This is a genomic window from Motilibacter aurantiacus, from assembly GCF_011250645.1.
Taxonomy (GTDB): domain Bacteria; phylum Actinomycetota; class Actinomycetes; order Motilibacterales; family Motilibacteraceae; genus Motilibacter_A; species Motilibacter_A aurantiacus.
Window position 1 is genome coordinate 515,390 of the sequence record NZ_JAANNO010000001.1, and the last position, 19,414, is coordinate 534,803.

Here is a 19,414-nt window from a genome sequence, read left to right on the forward strand (position 1 = left end):
CGGTGGCGCGGCACAGCGTTCCACCGCCCGGCCGGCCGGGCGCGTTCACTTCTTTTCGGGGGGTCTGCTTCGTGAGCTCGATTCGACGTGCCGTCGTGGCGGCGGCCGCCGGGATCGCCGTGGCGGCAGGGGGCCTGGCCTCCGGTGGTGGCAGCGCGATCGCGGCACCCGGCGCCGGCCAGTCGGCTGTCGCGCCCGCGGCGGCCAAGGTCACCGCCAGGGCCGCGCTCGCCAGGCTGAAGGTGAAGCCGTACGGCTCGCTCGCCGGCTACTCCGGCGCGAAGTTCGGCAGGACGTGGGCCGACATCGACGCGAACAAGTGCGACACCCGCAACGACATCCTCTGGCGCGACATGGTCCGGACCGCCAAGCTCAAGCCGCGCAGCCGCTGCGCGGTCGCCAGCGGGTCGCTCACCAGCCCCTACACCGGGCGGGTCGTCGCCTACCGTGCGGCCAGGCCGGTCGTGGCGGTGGACCGCACGGTCACCCTGCAGGAGGCGTGGCGCAGCGGGGCAGGCCGGTGGAGCCAGGCCAAGCGACTGGTGTTCGCCAACGACCCGCTCAACCTGCAGGCGGTCGACGTCGCGTCGAGCAAGAGGCGCGGCACGAAGGACGCCGCCTCCTGGCTGCCGTCGAGCGCGAAGTACCGCTGCGCCTACGTGGCCCGCCGGGTCGGGGTGAAGACGAAGTACGGCCTGCCCGTAACCACCGCCGAGAAGCAGGCGATGAGCTCGGTGCTGGCGAGCTGCCCCTCGCGGGTCATGCCGACCGGCGGCGCCTCGCTGCCGCGGGGCGGCAACGCCGGCGGCAAGCCGCAGCCGGGCTCGCCCCCCGGTGTCGACGTGCCGCCGGTCACCGACGCGCCCGACCTCCCGCCGGGCACCACCTCGCCGACGCCCACCCCGACGCCGACGAGCCCAGCTCCCGCGAGCCCTGCGCCGGGGACGCCCACCGACCCGCGCAACCCGGGCACCCCGCCCTACACCCCGGGCACCGGGACCGGGGCCCTGCCGCGGCCCGGCGTCGAGGGCCAGGACTGGACCCCCGCCATGGGCAGCGCCTTCTTCACCCCGGCCACGTTCTCCGAGCTGCGCAAGGCCATCGCGGCGGCCCGGCCGGGCACCGTCATCACGCTGGGCGACGGGGCGTACCTCTCGCGCATCGTGCTGTCCGCCAACGGCACGAAGGAGAACCCCATCGTGCTGCGCGGCAGCCGCGGCGCGATCCTCAGCTCCGGCGGCATCTCCAGCGGCGTCGGGCTCACCATCACCGGGGACTACTGGCGGGTCGAGGGCATCACGATGACCCACTCGCAGAAGGGCGTCCTGCTCGACGGCTCGGTCGGCACCGTTCTCGACGGCATCGAGGTCAGCGACACCGGCAACGAGGCCGTGCACTTCCGCAAGGGCTCCAGCGACGGGGTGATCCGCAACAGCTGGATCCACCACACCGGGGTCAGCAAGCAGGAGTACGGCGAGGGCGTCTACATCGGCTCCGCGGTGTCGAACTGGCCCTCGCTCACCGCGGGGCAGCCCGACCTCTCCGACCGGGTCCTCGTCGAGAACAACGTGATCGAGCACACCTCCGCCGAGGGCGTCGACATCAAGGAGGGGACCACGGGCGGCATCGTGCGCGGCAACACGTTCGTCCGCTCCGGCGTCTCCGGCGCCAACTTCGCCGACTCCTGGATCGACGTGAAGGGCAGCGGCTACTCGATCGTCGGCAACTCCGGCAGCGGCGCCGACTTCCTGCGTGACGCCATCCAGGTGCACGCGACGAAGTACCCGAAGAAGCACCCGCGCGAGGGCTACGTCATCGAGGGCTCCGGAAACGGCAACTACTTCAGCGGCAACCGCGCCCTGGACGGGATTCCCGACTACACGGTCAACGTGGTCGCCGGCTCGGGCAACGTCGTGGCCTGCGACAACACGCACGCGCTGGGCGCCGGCCACGTGAGCAACATCCGCTGCAGCTGAACCCTCCGCCCCGCACGACGGGCCCGGCACCCCGAGGTGCCGGGCCCGTCGCCGTCGGGCGCCGGACGTGACTCGTGACACAGGCCGCTCGGCGCGGAAGGGGCGGCCGGGTGCGGGCGTTGCAGTCGGTCGAGGCAAGGGTTGCCTACCCGTAACATAGGTAGGCGCGACAGACGGCGGCAGTGCCTGCGCAGAGCTCCCGAGGACGACGCGCGTCGGCTCTCCCGCAGTCCGCCGCATGCGCTCGTTGCCGCAGTCCTTGCAGGGACGCTCCGCCGACCAGGAGGCTAGTTCGCGTGGCAAAGCAGGTCCAGCAGCTCGAGCGGGTCGTCATCCGTTTCGCCGGCGACTCCGGTGACGGCATGCAGCTGACCGGGGACCGGTTCACGGCGGAGACGGCGTCGTTCGGCAACGACCTGTCGACCCTGCCCAACTTCCCCGCCGAGATCCGAGCCCCCGCCGGGACGCTGCTCGGCGTCTCCTCGTTCCAGCTGCACTTCGCCGACCGCGACATCATGACCCCGGGCGACGCGCCCGACGTGCTGGTGGCGATGAACCCCGCCGCGCTCAAGGCCAACCTGGACGACGTGCCCAAGGGCGCCTCGATCATCGTCAACACCGACGAGTTCACCAAGCGCAACCTGGCCAAGGTCGGCTGGTCGAGCAGCCCGCTGGACGACGACACGCTCGCCGCGTGGAACGTGCGCAAGGTGCCGCTGACGACCATGACCGTGCGCGCCGTCGAGGGCATCTCGATCAGCAAGAAGGACGCCGAGCGGGCGAAGAACATGTTCGCCCTCGGCCTGCTGAGCTGGCTCTACAACCGGCCGACCCAGGGCACGATCTCGTTCCTCGAGTCCAAGTTCGGCCGCAAGCCCGAGATCCTCGAGGCCAACATCGCGGCCTTCAAGGCGGGCTACAACTACGGCGACACGACCGAGGACTTCGCGGTCACGTACGAGGTCAAGCCGGCGCCGATGCCGACCGGCACCTACCGCAACATCACCGGCAACCTCGCGCTCTCGTACGGCCTGGTGGCCGCCGCGGAGCGCTCCGGCCTGCCGCTCTTCCTCGGGGCGTACCCGATCACCCCCGCATCGGACATCCTGCACGAGCTGTCCAAGCACAAGAAGTTCGGCGTGCGCACGTTCCAGGCCGAGGACGAGATCGCCGGCGTCGGCGCCGCCCTGGGCGCGTCGTTCGGCGGCGCGCTCGGCGTCACGACGACCTCCGGGCCGGGCGTGGTGCTCAAGGCCGAGACGATCGGCCTCGCGGTGATGCAGGAGCTCCCGCTGGTCATCGTCGATGTGCAGCGCGGCGGCCCGTCCACGGGCCTGCCGACCAAGACCGAGCAGGCCGACCTGCTGCTGGCGATGTTCGGCCGCAACGGCGAGTCCCCCGTGCCGATCGTGGCGCCGCGCTCGCCGTCGGACTGCTTCGACGCCGCGATCGAGGCCTGCCGCCTGGCGCTGCAGTTCCGCACGCCGGTCTTCCTGCTCTCCGACGGCTATGTCGCCAACGGCTCGGAGCCGTGGCGGATCCCGTCGGTCGAGGACCTGCCCGACCTGCGAGTGGAGTTCGCGACCGCCATGAACCACACCGCCCCCGACGGCGGCGAGGTGTTCTGGCCGTACCTTCGCGACCCGGAGACGCTGGCCCGACCCTGGGCGATCCCCGGCACCCCCGGCCTGGAGCACCGCCTCGGCGGCATCGAGAAGGCCGACGGCTCGGGCGAGATCTCGTACGACCCGGGCAACCACGACCTGATGGTCCGGACCCGGCAGGCGAAGGTCGACGGCATCTCGCGCTACATTCCCGAGCTCGAGGTGGACGACCCGGACGGCGACGCGAAGGTCCTCGTGCTGGGCTGGGGCTCGACCTACGGCCCGATCGGCGCCGGCGTCCGGCGGGCACGCCGGGACGGGCACAAGGTCGCGCAGGCGCATCTGCGTCATCTCAACCCGTTCCCGGCGAATACCGGCGAGGTGCTCCGGCGTTACGACAAGGTCCTCGTGCCCGAGATGAACCTCGGCCAGCTGGCCCTGCTGCTGCGCGCGAAGTACCTCGTGGACGTGACGTCGTACAACCAGGTGCGTGGCCTGCCCTTCCGCGCCGTCGAGCTGGCGAACGTGATCGCCGGGCTCGTCGAGGACGTGGAGAAGAACGCTGAAGTGGAGCTCGCGTGACTGTCGCGGACCTGCCCACCCCGAAGCTGACGGCCAAGGACTTCAAGACGGACCAGGAGGTCCGCTGGTGCCCCGGCTGCGGTGACTACGCCATCCTCGCCGCCGTCCAGGGCTTCATGCCCGAGCTGGGCGTGGCGCGCGAGAACATCGCCATCGTCTCCGGCATCGGGTGCTCCTCGCGCTTCCCGTACTACATGAACACCTACGGGATGCACTCGATCCACGGGCGCGCCCCGGCGATCGCCACCGGCCTGGCCGCATCCCGGCAGGACCTCTCGGTCTGGGTCATCACCGGCGACGGCGACGCGCTCTCGATCGGGGGCAACCACCTGATCCACGCGCTGCGGCGCAACGTCGAGCTGAAGATCCTGCTGTTCAACAACCAGATCTACGGCCTGACCAAGGGGCAGTTCTCCCCCACGTCCGAGCTGGGCAAGATCACCAAGTCCACGCCGATGGGCTCGCTGGACGCGCCGTTCAACCCGGTCTCGCTGGCCCTCGGCGCCGAGGCGACGTTCGTCGCGCGCACCATGGACTCCGACCGCAAGCACCTGACGTCGGTGCTGCGCGCGGCGGCCGAGCACAAGGGCTCGGCGCTCGTGGAGATCTACCAGAACTGCAACATCTTCAACGACGGCGCGTTCGACGTGCTCAAGGACCCGGAGACCCGCGAGGACTTCGGCTTCCAGCTGCAGGACGGCGAGCCGATCCGCTGGGGCAAGGACGGCCGGTACGGCATCGTCCGCGACGCGGCTACCGGCTCGCTGCGCGTGGTCGACGACGTCGACGACGACAGCGTCGGCCGGCTGCTCGTGCACGACGCGCGCAACCCCGACCCGTCCACGGCGTTCGCGCTCTCCCGGCTGCAGGACTCCTCGCTCGCGCGTACCGCGTTCGGGGTGTTCCGCGACGTCAACCGCCCGGCCTACGGCGCCCTGGTCGAGGACCAGATCCACCGGGCCAAGGCGACGCAGGGCGAGGGCGACCTCGGGGCGCTGCTGGCCGGCGGCGACACCTGGACCATCTCCGGGACGATCAACTGAGCAGCCCTGCTTCGTCGAAGGGGCCGGTGGAGACACCGGCCCCTTCGACGTCTCCCGGGGCCTCCGCCGCCGAGGCCGCGGGCCGCGGCACGCTCTTCGGCGCCGCGGCGTACCTGCTCTGGGGGCTCTTCCCGCTCTACTGGCCGCTGCTGGAGCCCGCCGGCGCGCTGGAGATCCTCGCCCATCGGATGGTGTGGTCGCTGGCCGCCGTGGGCGTGCTGCTGGCGGTGACGAGGCGCGGGCTGCCCTGGCGCGGGCTGGGGCGGCGGCGGGTCGGGCTGCTCATGGCCGCCGGCGCCGTCGTCTCGGTCAACTGGCTCGTCTACATCGTCGGCGTCAACTCCGGCCACACGGTCGAGACGTCACTGGGCTACTTCATCAACCCCCTGGTGACGATCCTGTTCGGCGTCTTCCTGCTCGGGGAGAAGCTGCGCCGCCCGCAGTGGGTGGCCGTCGGCATCGCCGCGGCCGCGGTCGTCGTGCTCACCGGCGCGTACGGCCGCCCGCCTTGGATCGCGCTGATCCTGGCGCTGTCCTTCGGCACCTACGGCCTGCTCAAGAACCGGGCCAAGGTGGACGCGGTCTCCTCCCTCGGGGTCGAGACCGCCACCGTGGCGCCCTTCGCCCTGGCCTACATCGTCGCCCTGCAGGCCGCCGGCGACGCGACGTTCGGCTCCGAGGGCGCGGGCCAGGCCGCCCTGCTCGTCGGCAGCGGCGTGGTGACCGCGATCCCGCTGCTGCTGTTCGGGGCCGCCGCCGTCCGGGTGCCCCTGACCGTGATGGGCCTGCTGCAGTACCTCGCCCCGGTCGTGCAGTTCCTCATCGGGGTCCTGGTGCAGCACGAGCACATGCCGGCCTCGCGCTGGGCCGGGTTCGCCCTGGTGTGGCTCGCCCTGGTGGTCCTGACCGTCGACGGGCTGCGCGCCCGCCGGGCCGCGTCGCGCCCGCTGGTCGAGGCGGCCACCGAGCCGGAGGCCGCGCCCGCCTGACGCCTCGTCGCCAGGGCCCCGGTGGCGCCCCGAGCGCAGCGGCCGCTATGCCGCAGCGGCGAGCTCTCGCTGCAGCCGGCGTGCGCGCACCCGCCTGAGCGCGGGTGCGGCCGCCACGGACAGCACGAAGACCACGGTCGTGCCCAACGTGATCGCGCCGCCGGTGGCGACGCGCACGTGCTGGGAGACCAGCACCCCGAGGACGCCGCACCCGCTGCCGATGAGGACGGCGAGCCCGGTCATCGGCCCCAGCCGCTCCACCCACAGGCGGGCCGCCGCGGCCGGAGCCACGATCAACGCGACCGACAGGATCGTCCCGACCGACGGGACGGCGGTCACGATCGCGATCTCGACGAGGAGCAGGACGGCGAGGTCGAGGGCGAAGGAGGGGTAGCCGGCGGCGCGCAGCCCGGTCGGGTCGAAGGCCCCGAAGACCAGCTCCTTGCCGATGACCGCGAGCACCGCCGCGACCGCCACCAGGACCCCTGCGGTGATGACGACGTCCGAGGTCTGCACGGTCAGGATCGAGCCGACGAGGTACGCCGAGAGGTCCTTGCTGAAGCCCTCCTGGGCGGAGACCAGCACGACGCCGAGCGCGAAGCCGGCGGAGAGCACCACCCCGGTGGCGGTGGCGAAGTCCTGCCCCCGGCCGCGGGCGAGCCCGGCCACGCCGACGGCGACGAAGACGCCGAAGACCCAGCCCCCGACGAAGATGTTGATGCCGAGGATCGCGGCGAGCACGACGCCGGGGAACGTCGCGTGGGTCATGGCCATGGTGAAGAACGACAGCCGACGCAGCACGACGTGGACCCCGACGAGCCCGCCGATCGCGCCGACGAGGGCGGCCTCGATGAGGGCCCGGAGGGTGTAGGCGTCCATCAGTGCCCCACCCCCGCCGCAGGCGCGGTGTCGGCCGGGAGCCGGCGTGCCCGCGACCGCGCCACGGCCCGGCGCGCGGGCAGGGCCGCGAGGGCCAGCAGGTAGAGCGCGACCAGGGCGAGGACGATCGTCGCGCCGGAGGCGAGGCGCACGCCGTGGCCGACCGACGCCTCGTAGCTCGCGGCCAGCCCGAGCCATCCCCCGGCCGCGCCGACCACCGCGCCGATGGGCGCGAGCCAGAGCAGCCGGTCGGTCAGCGCCCGGGCGGCCGCGGCGGGGACGATGAGCAGCGCGATCACCAGGATCGTCCCGACGGCCTGCACGGCCGCGACGATGACCAGCGCGACCAGCAGGTTGAGGACCAGGTCGAGCCCGACCACGCGGTAGCCGGCCGCCCGCGCGCCCACCGGGTCGAACGAGCGCAGCACGAGCTCCTTGCCCGCCACGGCGAGGACGAGCAGGGTCAGCACCGCGACGACGGCGGTCTGCACGATCTGCTCGCGGGTCACGACGAGGATCCGGCCGAAGAGGAAGGCGGTCAGGTCCGCCGAGTAGGACGAGCGCCGGGACACCAGGACGACGCCGACGCTGAACATGCCGGTGAGCAGCACGGCGAGCGCGGCGTCCTCGCTGACCAGCTCGCGGGCGGTCAGCAGGGTGAGCAGCACGGCGGTGACGACCGCCGCCACCAGCGCGCCCCAGAAGACCCCGCCGGTGCCTGCGGCCAGGAACCCCAGCACGACGCCGGGGAAGACGGTGTGCGTCATGGTGTCGGCGACGAACGCGAGCCGCCGCAGCAGCACGTAGACCCCGACGATGCCGCCGAGCGCCCCGAGCAGGACCACCTCGAGCAGGGCTCGGGCCATGAACGGAGCCTCGAAGGGCTCCACGAGCAGGTCGTACACGTGCGGTCAGCCGGTCACGATCACGCGGTCGCCGCGCAGCTCGAGGGCGTGGCCGCCGTACGCCGCCCGCAGGTTCTCCGGGGTGAGCGTCTCGTCGACCGGCCCGAAGGCGAACTGGTGGTGGTTGAGCAGGCACACGTCGTCGCACGCGAGGTGGGCGAGCGCGAGGTCGTGGGTGCTGACGATGACAGCCACCCCCTGCCGCTTGAGCTCGTGGATCGCGCCGAGCAGCGCGTCCTGGCTCACCGCGTCCAGCCCGTTGAACGGCTCGTCGAGCAGCAGCAGGCGCGGCTCCTGGGCGATCGCCCGGGCGAGCAGCACCCGCTGGCGCTGGCCACCCGAGAGCAGCCCGAACCGGGTGCTCGCCCGAGAGGAGAGCCCGACCGCCTCGAGCGCCTCGAGCGCGAGCCGCCGGTCCTCCCGGCCGGGCCGCCGCAGCCACCCGATGCGCCGGTAGCGCCCCATGAGCACGACCTGCGCGGCCGTCACCGGGAAGCCGGGGTCCAGCGCGTCGGCCTGCGGGACGTACGCGACCTCCCGCCGGGCCTGCCGCGGCGCCTCGCCGAGGACCCGGATCTGCCCGGACACGACCGGGACGAGGCCGAGGACGGCCTTGATGAGCGTCGACTTGCCGGCCCCGTTGGGGCCGATCAGCGCGACCGCCTCCCCGGGCGCGACGACGCCGTGCACACCCTCGAGGACGGGTACCTCGCCGTACGCGATGCTCGCCGAGTCCAGGACGAGCGCTGGGGAGAAGCTGGCGGGGACCGTCACTGCGCAATCATCCCCCGAGCGCGGCGACGATGGTGTCGGTGTTGTGAGCTTCAGCCTTGAGGTAGGTGTCGCCGGCCGAGCCCTGCGGGCCGAGTGCGTCGCCGTAGAGCGCGTCCTCCCCGGCCACGACCTCGACGCCGGCCCGCTCGGCGATGGACTCGGCCGTCCGCGGCGGCAGCGAGGACTCGGAGAAGACGGCCTTCACGCCGGACGCCTTGATCTCGTCCACGAGCGCGTTGACGTCGGCACCGGACAGCTCGGCGGAGCTGTCGAAGCTCGGGATGATCGAGCCGACGAAGGTCAGCCCGTAGTGCTCGACGTAGTAGCCGAACGCGTCGTGGTTGGTCACGAGCTTGCGGTCGGCGGCGGGGATCGTCTCGAGCTTGCGCTTGTTGTCCGCGTCGAGCTGGTCGATCTGCTCGGAGTACGCCGCCGCGTTCGCCGCGTAGGCGCCGGCGTCCTCGGCGTCGGCCGCGGCGAAGGCCTTCTCGATGTTCGCGACCATGAGCTTGGCGTTCTGCGGGTTGTGCCAGATGTGGGGGTCGCCCTCCTCGTGGGCGTGCTCCTCCTCCGCGTGCTCCTCCTCCGCGTGCTCGTCGGCGTGCTCCTCCTCCGCGTGGCCCTCCTCGGAGCCCTCGTGAATCTCCACGCCCTCGCTGGAGTCGACCAGCGTGCCGTCGAAGCCGGAGGCGCTGATCGTGTCGTCCAGCCAGTGCTCGAGCCCGACGCCGTTCTCCACGACGACCTCGGCCTCGCCGATGGCGACGATGTCGGCGGGCGAGGGCTCGAAGTCGTGGGGGTCGACGTTCGGCTGCAGGATCTGGGTGACCTCCACGCGGTCACCGCCGACGTTGCGCGCGAAGTCCGCCACGATCGCCGTCGTCGCGACGACCTTGAGCTTGTCCCCACCCCCACCGGTGGCGGCGGCGGCGGACGAGTCGCCGTCGTCACCGCAGGCCGCGAGCCCGAGCGCCAGCGCGCTCGCGAGCGCGACGGCGCCTGCCGTCCGCTGGCGACGGGAACGGCGGGGGCGGTCGGCGGCCGGGACGACGGGGTGGGATGCGGTGCTCATGGCAACCACTGTAGCCGCCATGGATACCGTTTTCATTACCGGAGGCAAGGTCTCCAGCGTCACCCTGCGAAGAGCCCACGAACGAGGGGCCCGCGGAGCAGGGCAACGATGAGCCCGCGCGAGCTCGGACGTCTGCACCGACACAGCGGCTCCCCGGGCCGCGCCGACCGACGGAAGGACCCCCCGATGCCGAAGACCATCCCCTGCCTGTGGTTCGACGGGCAGGCCGAGGACGCCGCCGAGCTCTACGTCTCGCTCTTCCCGAACTCCTCCATCACCAGGGTCACGCGCTATGGGCCGGACCAGCACGGCGCCGAGGGCGCGGTGCTGACCGTCGAGTTCACCCTCGACGGGCAGGACTACGTCGGGCTCAACGGCGGGCCGCAGTTCCGCTTCACCGAGGCGGTCTCGTTCCAGATCTCCACCAGGGGCCAGGAGGAGACCGACCACTACTGGGACGGGTTGACCGCGCACGGCGGTGAGGAGAGCCAGTGCGGCTGGCTCAAGGACCGGTTCGGGCTCTCCTGGCAGGTCGTCCCGGCGGAGCTGATGGATCTGCTGTCCGACCCCGACCCCGGGCGCGCCAACCGCGCGACGCAGGCGATGCTGCAGATGCGCCGGATCGTGATCGCCGACGTGCGGGCAGCGGCCGACGGGGTGCCGTTCTCGACGTCAACCACTGGTTGACGACAGCGAGGGCGTCAACCTACCGTTGACGCATGACCACACCTCTGCCGCTCGACCCGCCGGTCCGGCTCGACGAGCTGATCACCGCGATCAAGAAGGTCCACACCGACGCCCTCGACCAGCTCAGCGACGCGGTCCTGGCGGCGGACCACCTCGGTGAGCTGGCCGATCACCTCATCGGCCACTTCGTCGACCAGGCCCGGCGCTCCGGCGCCTCCTGGACCGACATCGGGCGCAGCATGGGCGTCTCGAAGCAGGCGGCGCAGAAGCGGTTCGTGCCGCGGACGCCGGCCGAGCCGTCGGCCTTGAACCCGAACGAGGGCTTCAACCGGTTCACGCCGCGGGCCCGCAACGTGATCGCCGCCGCCCAGAACGAGGCCCGCACCGCCGGGAACGCGAGCATCACCCCGGCGCACCTCGTGCTCGGCCTGCTCACCGAGCCCGACGGGCTCGCGGTCAAGGCGCTGGCGGCGCAATCGGTCGACCCCGCTGCGGTCCGGCAGGCGGGTGCGGCCGCCCTGCCGCCGCGTACCGAGAGCGCGCCCGAGCTCGTCCCCTTCGACGCCGACGCCCGCAAGGCGCTCGAGCTGACCTTCCGCGAGGCGCTGCGCCTCGGGCACAACTACGTCGGGACCGAGCACCTGCTGCTCGCCCTGCTCGAGCAGGAGAACGGCAGCGGCGTGCTGCACGGGCTCGGCGTCGACAAGGCGGGCGTCGAGGAGTGGGTACGCGCCGCGCTCGCCACCCTGACGGGGGCGCAGCCGCCGCGGCCGTGAGGCACGCGACGTCCGCTGCCGCTGTCACGACACCCGGCGCCGCATGCTTCCTGGCGGGCCGTCAACCATGGGACGGCGCCCCGCGTGAGGAACGGCGAGGGGGTGCGCATGGAACGGCGCTGGGACCGGCTCGACGAGTTCGCGGCGGCGCGCGGGCAAGCGCTGCTGCGCACCGCGTACGTGCTGACCGGGGACGCGCAGGCTGCGGAGGACCTCGTGCAGACCGGGCTGACGCAGGCCGCCGCCCGCTGGCACCGCATCGCCGGCGACCAGGAGGCCTACGTCCGCAAGGTCATGTACAACGCGCACGTCTCGGCCTGGCGCAGGCTGCACGGCGCGTCGGTCCGGTCCTACGGGGACGTTCCGCCGGACGCGGCCGTGCCCGTCGCGGACGCCGAGGTGGAGGACCGTCTCGTCCTCCGGACGGCACTCGGCCGGCTCGCACCCCGGCAACGGGCGGTGCTCGTGCTGCGCTACTACGAGGACCTCACCGAGGCGCAGACGGCCGAGGTGCTCGGCTGCTCCGTCGGCTCGGTCAAGCGGACCGCGCACGTCGCCCTCAGGCGGCTCCGGGAACGGATGCCCGAGCTGGCCGCTCTCCCCCTGGTGACCCTCGAGGAGGGCGCGCGATGAGCTCCGACCTGCACTCGCGGCTGCATGCGCTGGAGGACGACTCGCCCCTCCTGTCGCCGGACGCCTGGGCGGCCCGCGCGGCCCGGGCGCAGGCAGCGGCACGCGCGCGGACGACGCGGCGGCGGGCCGCTGCGGCCGCCGCCTCCGCTCTGGTGGCGCTTGCAGCGGTGATGACCCCGGTCGTCCTTACGAAGGAGGAGACGGAGCCTGCCGCTCCGCCGGTCAGTGGGCCGGGCACGTTCCCCCGGACGCAGCCCGCCGTGCCGGACGACGGCTCGTCCGTGCCGGCGCTCGCGGACGCCCCGATACGCCGTGCCGCGATGCTGCACTCCGTCATCGACTGGGCCGCGTCGGACGTTCGAGACGTAGCGACCGGTGCCCGGATCACCGCCCGGCCGACGGCCCCTACCGGGTACACCGGGACCGTCGTCGTGGACGTGCTCGCCTATGACGCGGACGGCAGCGGCTGGCGCCGGTTGCCGGGGCAGTTGCGGCGAGGGGCGTCCGAGGACCCGAGCCCGCCCGACGCCTTCGCCCAACTGTCCGACGACGGTACGCGAACTGCGGGAGGCGGGCAGTTCATGCGGCCGGTCGTGGTGCGCACGTTCGTGTTCGCGACGGGTGAGCAGCGCGATTACAGCTTGGACCGGTTCGGCAGCGTCCGCGACCTGCGCTGGTCGCCGGACAACCGCTACATCGCGTTCGCACTGGGTGTCGCCCGTCCTGACCACACCAGCGCGGAACGCGGACAGCGCCTGATGCTCCTGGACACGCGCACAGGTGAGTTCCGCACGCTGGCCCAGCAGGTGTCCGCACCGGTCGCGTGGAGCTCGGACTCCCGGCGGCTGGCGGCGGTCATCGGAGAGGCCGGCTCGAGAGCGCCGAAGCAACCCACGCTCGCCGTCATCGACGCGCGCTCGGGACACGTCAAGGACCTGACCCGGCGGCCCCTCTCCACGACCGGGGCCCCGGTCTGGTCGCGCGACGGCCGCACGCTCTGGGTCCTCGGCTACGGCAGCGCCGGACGCACCGTCCTGCGGACGGTGGACGTCGACGGCGGTGGAGAGCGTGTCGAGCCGGTGCCGGGTGCAGGAGTCATGCCGATCACCGGACGTGGTGACGCGATCGTCGTGGCGGGCGGCTCCGGGTTGGGCCTGCTGAGTCCCGAGACGGGCCGCACGAGGCCCCTCACAGAAGTGCGATGGAGCGGCGGGAGCATGGCCCTCGGGATACTTCGTGAGGGCCACATCCGCTGACGCTCCGGGAAGGCACGCGGCGCCCACTGCCGCTCCCCCACGACGGCAGACGCCGCCCGCCCGCGCCGCAGCACAGCTCAAGCCGAGCGATCCACCACCACGTCGCACAGCGCCTCGAGCGCGGCCTTGGCCGGGACGTCCGGCAGCGGCGCGAGCGTGGCCCGTGCCCGCTCGGCCCACCGCCGCAGATCGGCCTGCGCGGCGTCCACCGCGGGGTGCGCGCGCAGCAGCCCCAGCGCCTCGGCGAGCGCGGCGTCGGAGGACAGGTCGCCGTCGAGCAGCTCGATGAGCCGCGCGTCGGCCGGGTCGCGTACGTCCGCAAGCCGCCGCGCGTGCAGCACCGGCAGCGTCGGGACCCCCTCGCGCAGGTCGGTGCCGAGCGCCTTGCCGGACAGCCCGCTCTCCCCCGCCACGTCGAGCAGGTCGTCCGAGAGCTGGAACGCGACACCGATGAGCTCGCCGTACGTCGTCAGCACGTCGTCCACGCCGGCGGGCGCGCCGCTCTGCCAGGCGCCGAAGCGGCCGCTGGTCGCGATGAGCGAGCCGGTCTTGTCCGCGAGCACGTCGAGGTAGTGCTCGACGGGGTCGGTGCCCTCCGGCGGCTTGATCGTCTCGCGGATCTGGCCGGTGATGAGCCGTTCGAAGGTGCGCGCCTGCAGCCGCACGGCGTCCGGCCCGAGGTCGGCGACGAGGTGCGCGGCCCGGGCGAAGAGGAAGTCGCCGGTGAGGATGGCCATCGAGTTGCCGTAGCGGGCGTTGGCGCTGGGGGCGCCGCGCCGCAGCGGCGCCTCGTCCATGACGTCGTCGTGGTAGAGCGAGGCCAGGTGGGTCAGCTCGACCACGACCGCCGCAGGGACGACGCCCGCCGCCTTCGGGTCGCCGAACTGCGCGGCCAGCAGGACGAGCAGCGGCCGGAAGCGCTTGCCGCCGGCGTCGACGAGGTGCCGGGAGGCCTCCGTGACGAAGCCGAGGGAGCTGCTCACGCACTCGCGGAGCAGCTCCTCCACCTCGTCGAGCCCCTGGGCGAGGCTCGCCTCGAGCTCGGCGTGGATCGGGGGCAGCCCGAGCAGCTGACCAGCGGTCGGCGGACTGGAAGACGCGGTCACGGCGCCCGTCAGCGGACGAAGGCCGCGGCGTCGCCGGCCAGGTCGAGGACGGGCTGAGGAATCACTCCGAGCACGAGAGTGACGGTAACGCCTAGCGCGAGCGCGACCGTCGTGAGGATGCTCGGAACGGCCACCGTGGGCCCGTCGGCGGCCGGCTCGCTGAAGAACATGAGCACGATGACGCGCACGTAGAAGAACGCCGCCACGACCGAGGCGAGCACGGCCACGATCACCACCGGCGACGCCCCCCCGTCCAGCGCGGCGGAGAACACGGCGTACTTGCTCATGAAGCCGGACGTCAGCGGGATGCCCGCGAACGAGAGCAGGAACAGTGCGAACGCGCCCGCGACCAGCGGGGACCGCCTCCCGAGCCCGGCCCACTGGGACAGGTGGGTGGCCTCGCCGGCCGGGTCGCGCACCATCGTCACGACGGCGAACGCCCCGATCGTCGCGAAGCCGTAGGCGAGCAGGTAGAACAGCACGCCCCGCAGCCCGGCGTCGTCGGCCGCGAGCACCCCGACGAGCACGAAGCCGGCGTGGGCGATCGAGGAGTACGCCAGCATGCGCTTCACGTCCTGCTGGGTGAGCGAGATCACCGCGCCCACCAGCATGGTGAGGATCGCGACACCCCACATGAGGGGCCGCCACTCCCACCTCAGCCCGCCGAAGGCCACGTAGTAGATCCGCAGCAGCGCGCCGAAGGCCGCCACCTTGGTGCAGGCGGCCATGAACGCGGTGACCGCGGTCGGGGCGCCCTGGTAGACGTCGGGCGTCCACGCGTGGAACGGCGCGGCGCCGGCCTTGAACAGCAGGCCGACGGTGACCAGCGCGACGCCGCTGAGCAGCAGCACGTCGCTGCCGGCGGCCTGGCTGGTCGCGTCGGCGATCTCGGAGAGCCGCACCGAGCCGGCGTAGCCGTACAGCAGCGCGACGCCGTAGAGGAAGAAGGCCGACGAGAACGCCCCGAGCAGGAAGTACTTCATCGCGGCCTCCTGCGACAGCAGGCGGCGGCGCCGGGCGAGCCCGCAGAGCAGGTAGAGCGGGAGCGACAGCACCTCGAGCGCGACGAACGCCACGAGCAGGTCGTTGGCGGCCGGGAAGAGCAGCATGCCGCCGACGGCGAAGAGGGTCAGCGGGAAGACCTCGGTCTGCGCCGCCCCGGCACGCGTCACCTCCAGCTCGGCCGGCGAGCCGGGCACCGTCGAGGCCTGCGCGGCGAACGCGCCGCTCGGCCCCGGGTCGAGCCGGCGCTCGGCCAGCAGCAGCACGGCGACGAGGGCGAGCAGCAGGACGGTGCCCTGCAGGAACAGTGCGGGCCCGTCCACGGTGACCGCGCCCTCCGCGACGACCGCGTCCGCGCCCTTCCAGTCGTCCCCGGACGCCACCAGCACGACGGCGACGAAGGCGCCGACGAGCCCGAGCAGCGAGAGCCCGACCTGGATCCCCCAGCGCGCGGCCCGCGGGGCGAACGCCTCCACGAGGACGCCGAGGACCGCGGCGCCGAACACCACGAACAGCGGCGACAGGGCGCCGTACTCGATGTGCGGGGCGGGGATGCTGTCCGCGGCGGAGACCGCGGACACCCCGGCAAGGACCGTCATCGCCCGTTCTCCTGCTCCGCCGTGGCCGGCACGGCCGGCGCCGGGTCGCCCTGGTTGACCGACTCCAACGTCCGCTCCACCGCCGGGTTGATGACGTCGAGGGCCAGCTGCGGCGCGACGCCGAGCCCGAGCAGCAGCGCGATCACCGGCGCCACGGCCCAGACCTCGCGGGCACGCAGGTCACGGAACCCCTCGACCGCCTTCGCCACGGGACCGGTCATCACCCGTTGGTAGACGATCAGGATGTAGAGCGCGGCGAGCACGATGCCGAGCGTCGCGACGATCGCCGCCACGGTGTAGCGGCCGTACGTCCCTGCGAGCACGAGGAACTCGCTGACGAAGCTGGAGAACCCGGGCAGCGCGAGGCTGGACAGGCCCGCCATGAGGAAGAGCCCGGCCAGGACCGGCGCCACGCGCTGCACACCGCCGAAGTCCGCGATCCGCCGCGAGCCTCGCCGGGAGGCGAGCATCCCCGCGAGCAGGAAGAGCGCGGCGGTCGAGAAGCCGTGGCTGAGCATGTAGAGCGTCGAGCCCGCCTGGCCCTGGGACGTCATCGCGAAGACGCCGAGCGCGATGAACCCGAAGTGCGACACGGAGGTGTACGCGATCAGCCGCATGAGGTCGACCTGGCCGATGGCGACCAGCGCCCCGTAGATCACACCGACGACGCAGAGCACGATCACGGCGGGCCGCGCCCACACCGACGCGTCCGGGAAGAGCGGCAGGCAGTACGCGATCATGCCGAAGGTGCCGATCTTGTCGAGCACGCCGACGAGCATGACCGCGCCACCGGGCGGCGCCTCGGACGCCGCGTCCGGCAGCCAAGTGTGCAGCGGCCAGAGCGGGGCCTTGATGGCGAACGCGATGAAGAACCCCAGGAAGAGCCAGCGCTGGGTCGTGGGGTCGATGGACGCGCCCTCGAGCGTGCTGCGCAGGAAGCCCTGCTCCCCGCCCGGCCCGGCGACGTAGAGGCCGATGACCGAAGCCAGCATCAGCAGTCCGCCGAGCAGCGAGTAGATCAGGAACTTGACCGCGGCGTACGAGCGCTGCGCGCCGCCGAAACCGCCGATGATGAAGTACATCGGGATGAGCACTGCCTCGAACAGCACGTAGAACAGGAAGACGTCCGTCGCCGCGAAGACCCCGACGAGGATGCCCTCCGTGGTCAGCATGAGCGCGAAGAACGTCTGCACCCGCCGTGCCCCCTGCACCTCGGTGACGTCGTGCCACGAGGCCAGCAGGCAGACCGGTGTCAGCAGCGCGACGAGCGCGAGCAGCACCAGCGCGATGCCGTCGACGCCCAACGCATAGCTGACACCGAACTCAGGAATCCACCTGTGGTACTCGGTGAACTGGAAGGTGCCGGCCCCGTCGGTGTCGAACTGCAGGCCGATCGCCACGACGAGCGCGAGCACGATGAGGGAGACGGCGACCGCCAGCTGCTTGGCCAGCAGCTCACGGCCGCGCGGCACGGCGGCCACGGCCACGGCGCCGACGAGGGGGACGGCGGCGAGCACGCTCAGCCAGGGGAACTCGGGATCGTTCACGCGCCGTCAGATCCTCACGAGGAGAAGGGCGCCGACCACGAGGGCGGCGCCACCGAGCATGGACAGGGCGTAGCTGCGCACGAACCCGGTCTGCAGCCTGCGCAGCCGGCCGGAGGTTCCGCCCACGAGGGCGGCGAAGCCGTTCACCACGCCGTCCACGCCGCGGTTGTCCGCGTAGACCAGCGAGCGGGTGAGGTACTGGCCCGGGCGCATGAGCACGGCCTCGTTGACCGCGTCCTGGTAGAGGTCGCGCCGCGCGGCGATGGTGGCCGGGGAGCCCACCGGGGCGACGACCGGGACCTCGCGCCGCCCGTACTGCAGCCAGGCCCCCGCCGCGCCACCTGCCACGACGAGCAGCGTCAGCAGGGTCACGACGATGGGCGAGAGCGTCGTGACGCCCTCCTCCTCGCCGTGCCCGCCGACCACCGGCTCGAGCCAGTCCTGCAGCATGCCGCCGTACGCCAGCACCCCGCCGAGGAACACCGAGCCGAGCGCCAGCACGACCATCGGGGCGGTCATGACCGCCGGCGCCTCGTGCGGGTGGGCGTCGTCGGCCCAGCGGCGCGGGCCGAAGAAGGTCATCACCATCACGCGGGTCATGTAGAACGCGGTGATGCCGGCCCCGAGCAGCGCCACGACGCCGAGCGTCCAGCCCTTGACACCGCCCTCGTGGAACGCGGTCTCGATGATCTTGTCCTTGCTCCAGAAGCCGGACAGCAGCGGGAAGCCGATGATCGCGAGGTAGCCGAGCCCGAAGGTCACGAAGGTCACCGGCATGACCGAGCGCAGCCCGCCGAAGCGGCGCATGTCGGTGGTGTCGTTCATTGCGTGCATGACGGACCCGGCGCCGAGGAAGAGCCCGGCCTTGAAGAAGCCGTGGGTCAGCAGGTGGAAGACCGCCACCGCGTACCCCGCCGGCCCGAGCCCGGCTGCGAGGACCATGTAGCCGATCTGGCTCATCGTCGAGGCCGCGAGCGCCTTCTTGATGTCGTCCTTGGCCAGGCCGATCACGGCCCCGAAGACCAGCGTGACCGCGCCCACGATCGCCACGACCAGCTGTGCCGTGGGGGCGAGGTCGAAGATCGGCCCGGAGCGGACGATGAGGTAGACGCCGGCGGTGACCATCGTGGCGGCATGGATGAGCGCCGAGACCGGCGTCGGGCCGGCCATGGCGTCGCCGAGCCAGGACTGCAGCGGCAGCTGCGCGGACTTGCCGCAGGCCGCCAGCAGGAGCAGCAGGCCGATGGCCGTGAGCGTCCCCTCGCCGGCCCCGGCCGCGGCGGCGTGCACCCGCACGAAGTCCGTGGCGCCGAAGGTGGTGAACATCAGGATGATCGCGAGCGACATGCCGACGTCGCCGACCCGGTTGGCGACGAACGCCTTCTTCGCCGCCGTGGCGTAGGCCGGGTTGCGCCCCCAGAACCCGATCAGCAGGTACGACGCGAGGCCGACGCCCTCCCAGCCGATGTAGACCGTGAAGTAGTCCGACCCGAGGACGAGCAGCAGCATCGCCGCGACGAAGAGGTTGAGGTAGGCGAAGAACCGGCGCCGGTCGGGGTCGCGCGCCATGTAGCCGATCGAGTAGACGTGGATCAGCGTGCCGACGCCGGTGATGAGCAGCACGAACGCCATCGACAGCTGGTCCAGCTGCAGCGCGATGTCGACGTGGAAGCGCCCGACGTCGATCGCGGTCCAGAGCTTCTGGACCGTCGCGCGCTCGGCGGCGTCGCGCCCGATCATGTCCAGCCAGAGCACCAGCGCCACGACGAAGGACGCCGCCGAGGCGAGCGTCCCGAGCAGGTGCCCGAACCCGTCCGTGCGGCGGCCGCCGAGCAGCAGGACCGTCGCCCCCGCGATCGGGAAGGCGAGCAGCAGCCACGTCAGGTCGGCGGTGCCGCTGGCCTGCGCCACGGACGCGGGCTCGGCGGCCGCCAGCACCGGCGCGTACGGGAAGCTCACGTCGTCTCTCCGTCAGTCACTGCGG

At 72.5% G+C, this 19,414-nt stretch carries 16 protein-coding genes; 8 read left to right on the forward strand and 8 right to left on the reverse strand.

Going from position 1 to position 19,414, the window contains the following annotated elements:
• Window positions 1-71: 71 nt before the first annotated feature.
• The 4 genes from G9H72_RS22765 (at window position 72) to rarD (ending at window position 6,194) form a co-directional block, all read left to right on the forward strand.
• A complete protein-coding gene (locus G9H72_RS22765) occupies window positions 72-1,976 on the forward strand; it encodes a GmrSD restriction endonuclease domain-containing protein (protein ID WP_166166786.1) in 1,905 nt (634 codons plus the stop codon).
• 296 nt (window positions 1,977-2,272) lie between these two features.
• Complete coding sequence (locus G9H72_RS02380; protein WP_166166788.1) at window positions 2,273-4,162, forward strand: 2-oxoacid:acceptor oxidoreductase subunit alpha; 1,890 nt, start codon at window positions 2,273-2,275, stop codon at window positions 4,160-4,162.
• Window positions 4,159-5,205, forward strand: a complete 1,047-nt coding sequence (locus G9H72_RS02385; RefSeq protein WP_331271901.1) for a 2-oxoacid:ferredoxin oxidoreductase subunit beta — start codon at window positions 4,159-4,161, stop codon at window positions 5,203-5,205. Before G9H72_RS02380 ends, G9H72_RS02385 begins: the two co-directional genes overlap by 4 nt.
• A 26-nt stretch (window positions 5,206-5,231) precedes the next feature.
• Window positions 5,232-6,194: an EamA family transporter RarD gene (gene rarD / locus G9H72_RS02390; protein WP_166166790.1), complete on the forward strand. Its 963-nt coding sequence runs from the start codon at window positions 5,232-5,234 to the stop codon at window positions 6,192-6,194.
• A gap of 45 nt (window positions 6,195-6,239) precedes the next feature.
• Here rarD and G9H72_RS02395 read toward each other — a convergent pair whose 3' ends face one another.
• The 4 genes from G9H72_RS02395 to G9H72_RS02410 are packed head-to-tail and all read right to left on the reverse strand — an operon-like array spanning window position 6,240 to window position 9,824.
• Complete coding sequence (locus tag G9H72_RS02395; protein ID WP_166166793.1) at window positions 6,240-7,073, reverse strand: metal ABC transporter permease; 834 nt, start codon at window positions 7,071-7,073, stop codon at window positions 6,240-6,242.
• A complete protein-coding gene (locus tag G9H72_RS02400; protein WP_166166796.1) occupies window positions 7,073-7,939 on the reverse strand; it encodes a metal ABC transporter permease in 867 nt (288 codons plus the stop codon). Before G9H72_RS02400 ends, G9H72_RS02395 begins: the two co-directional genes overlap by 1 nt.
• 45 nt (window positions 7,940-7,984) lie before the next feature.
• A complete protein-coding gene (locus G9H72_RS02405) occupies window positions 7,985-8,752 on the reverse strand; it encodes a metal ABC transporter ATP-binding protein (RefSeq protein ID WP_331271902.1) in 768 nt (255 codons plus the stop codon).
• A 7-nt stretch (window positions 8,753-8,759) separates the two neighbouring features.
• Complete coding sequence (locus G9H72_RS02410) at window positions 8,760-9,824, reverse strand: metal ABC transporter substrate-binding protein (RefSeq protein ID WP_166166799.1); 1,065 nt, start codon at window positions 9,822-9,824, stop codon at window positions 8,760-8,762.
• A gap of 186 nt (window positions 9,825-10,010) precedes the next feature.
• On the opposite strand from G9H72_RS02410, the gene G9H72_RS02415 reads away from it, so the two are divergent.
• From G9H72_RS02415 to G9H72_RS02430, 4 genes are all read left to right on the forward strand, one after another.
• The gene (locus G9H72_RS02415) at window positions 10,011-10,511 is read left to right on the forward strand and encodes a VOC family protein (protein WP_166166802.1); all 501 of its coding nucleotides are present in this window, start codon (window positions 10,011-10,013) and stop codon (window positions 10,509-10,511) included.
• A gap of 32 nt (window positions 10,512-10,543) precedes the next feature.
• A complete protein-coding gene (locus G9H72_RS02420; RefSeq protein ID WP_166166805.1) occupies window positions 10,544-11,287 on the forward strand; it encodes a Clp protease N-terminal domain-containing protein in 744 nt (247 codons plus the stop codon).
• A 108-nt stretch (window positions 11,288-11,395) separates the two neighbouring features.
• On the forward strand, window positions 11,396-11,920 hold the full coding sequence (locus tag G9H72_RS02425; RefSeq protein ID WP_166166808.1) for a SigE family RNA polymerase sigma factor: 525 nt from the start codon (window positions 11,396-11,398) through the stop codon (window positions 11,918-11,920).
• Window positions 11,917-13,176 carry a TolB family protein gene (locus G9H72_RS02430; RefSeq protein ID WP_166166812.1) on the forward strand — a complete coding sequence of 420 codons (1,260 nt, stop codon included), beginning with the start codon at window positions 11,917-11,919 and terminating at the stop codon, window positions 13,174-13,176. The genes G9H72_RS02425 and G9H72_RS02430 overlap by 4 nt, the downstream gene beginning before the upstream one ends.
• A 77-nt stretch (window positions 13,177-13,253) precedes the next feature.
• On the opposite strand, the gene G9H72_RS02435 is transcribed toward G9H72_RS02430, so the two are convergent.
• Genes G9H72_RS02435 through nuoL form a run of 4 tightly spaced genes read right to left on the reverse strand, consistent with a single transcriptional unit; the run spans window position 13,254 to window position 19,341 of the window.
• Window positions 13,254-14,246, reverse strand: coding sequence for a polyprenyl synthetase family protein (locus G9H72_RS02435; RefSeq protein ID WP_166167745.1), 993 nt, complete (start codon window positions 14,244-14,246; stop codon window positions 13,254-13,256).
• A gap of 44 nt (window positions 14,247-14,290) precedes the next feature.
• Window positions 14,291-15,883 (reverse strand): NADH-quinone oxidoreductase subunit NuoN, encoded by a 1,593-nt coding sequence (gene nuoN, locus G9H72_RS02440; RefSeq protein WP_166166815.1) that lies wholly within the window; start codon window positions 15,881-15,883, stop codon window positions 14,291-14,293.
• The gene (locus tag G9H72_RS02445) at window positions 15,880-17,430 is read right to left on the reverse strand and encodes an NADH-quinone oxidoreductase subunit M (RefSeq protein ID WP_166166818.1); all 1,551 of its coding nucleotides are present in this window, start codon (window positions 17,428-17,430) and stop codon (window positions 15,880-15,882) included. Before G9H72_RS02445 ends, nuoN begins: the two co-directional genes overlap by 4 nt.
• Window positions 17,431-17,436: 6 nt before the next feature.
• Window positions 17,437-19,341 (reverse strand): NADH-quinone oxidoreductase subunit L, encoded by a 1,905-nt coding sequence (nuoL, locus tag G9H72_RS02450; RefSeq protein WP_407939539.1) that lies wholly within the window; start codon window positions 19,339-19,341, stop codon window positions 17,437-17,439.
• Between the last annotated feature and the right edge of the window lie 73 nt (window positions 19,342-19,414).

Coding starts and splice junctions, on each gene's coding strand:
- G9H72_RS02395 (WP_166166793.1), bottom strand. CDS start 7,073: ATGGACGCCTACACCCTCCGGGCCCTCATCGAGGCCGCCCTCGTCGGC.
- G9H72_RS02400 (WP_166166796.1), bottom strand. CDS start 7,939: ATGGCCCGAGCCCTGCTCGAGGTGGTCCTGCTCGGGGCGCTCGGCGGC.
- G9H72_RS02425 (WP_166166808.1), top strand. CDS start 11,396: ATGGAACGGCGCTGGGACCGGCTCGACGAGTTCGCGGCGGCGCGCGGG.
- G9H72_RS02415 (WP_166166802.1), top strand. CDS start 10,011: ATGCCGAAGACCATCCCCTGCCTGTGGTTCGACGGGCAGGCCGAGGAC.
- nuoN (WP_166166815.1), bottom strand. CDS start 15,883: ATGACGGTCCTTGCCGGGGTGTCCGCGGTCTCCGCCGCGGACAGCATC.
- G9H72_RS02410 (WP_166166799.1), bottom strand. CDS start 9,824: ATGAGCACCGCATCCCACCCCGTCGTCCCGGCCGCCGACCGCCCCCGC.
- G9H72_RS02430 (WP_166166812.1), top strand. CDS start 11,917: ATGAGCTCCGACCTGCACTCGCGGCTGCATGCGCTGGAGGACGACTCG.
- G9H72_RS02420 (WP_166166805.1), top strand. CDS start 10,544: ATGACCACACCTCTGCCGCTCGACCCGCCGGTCCGGCTCGACGAGCTG.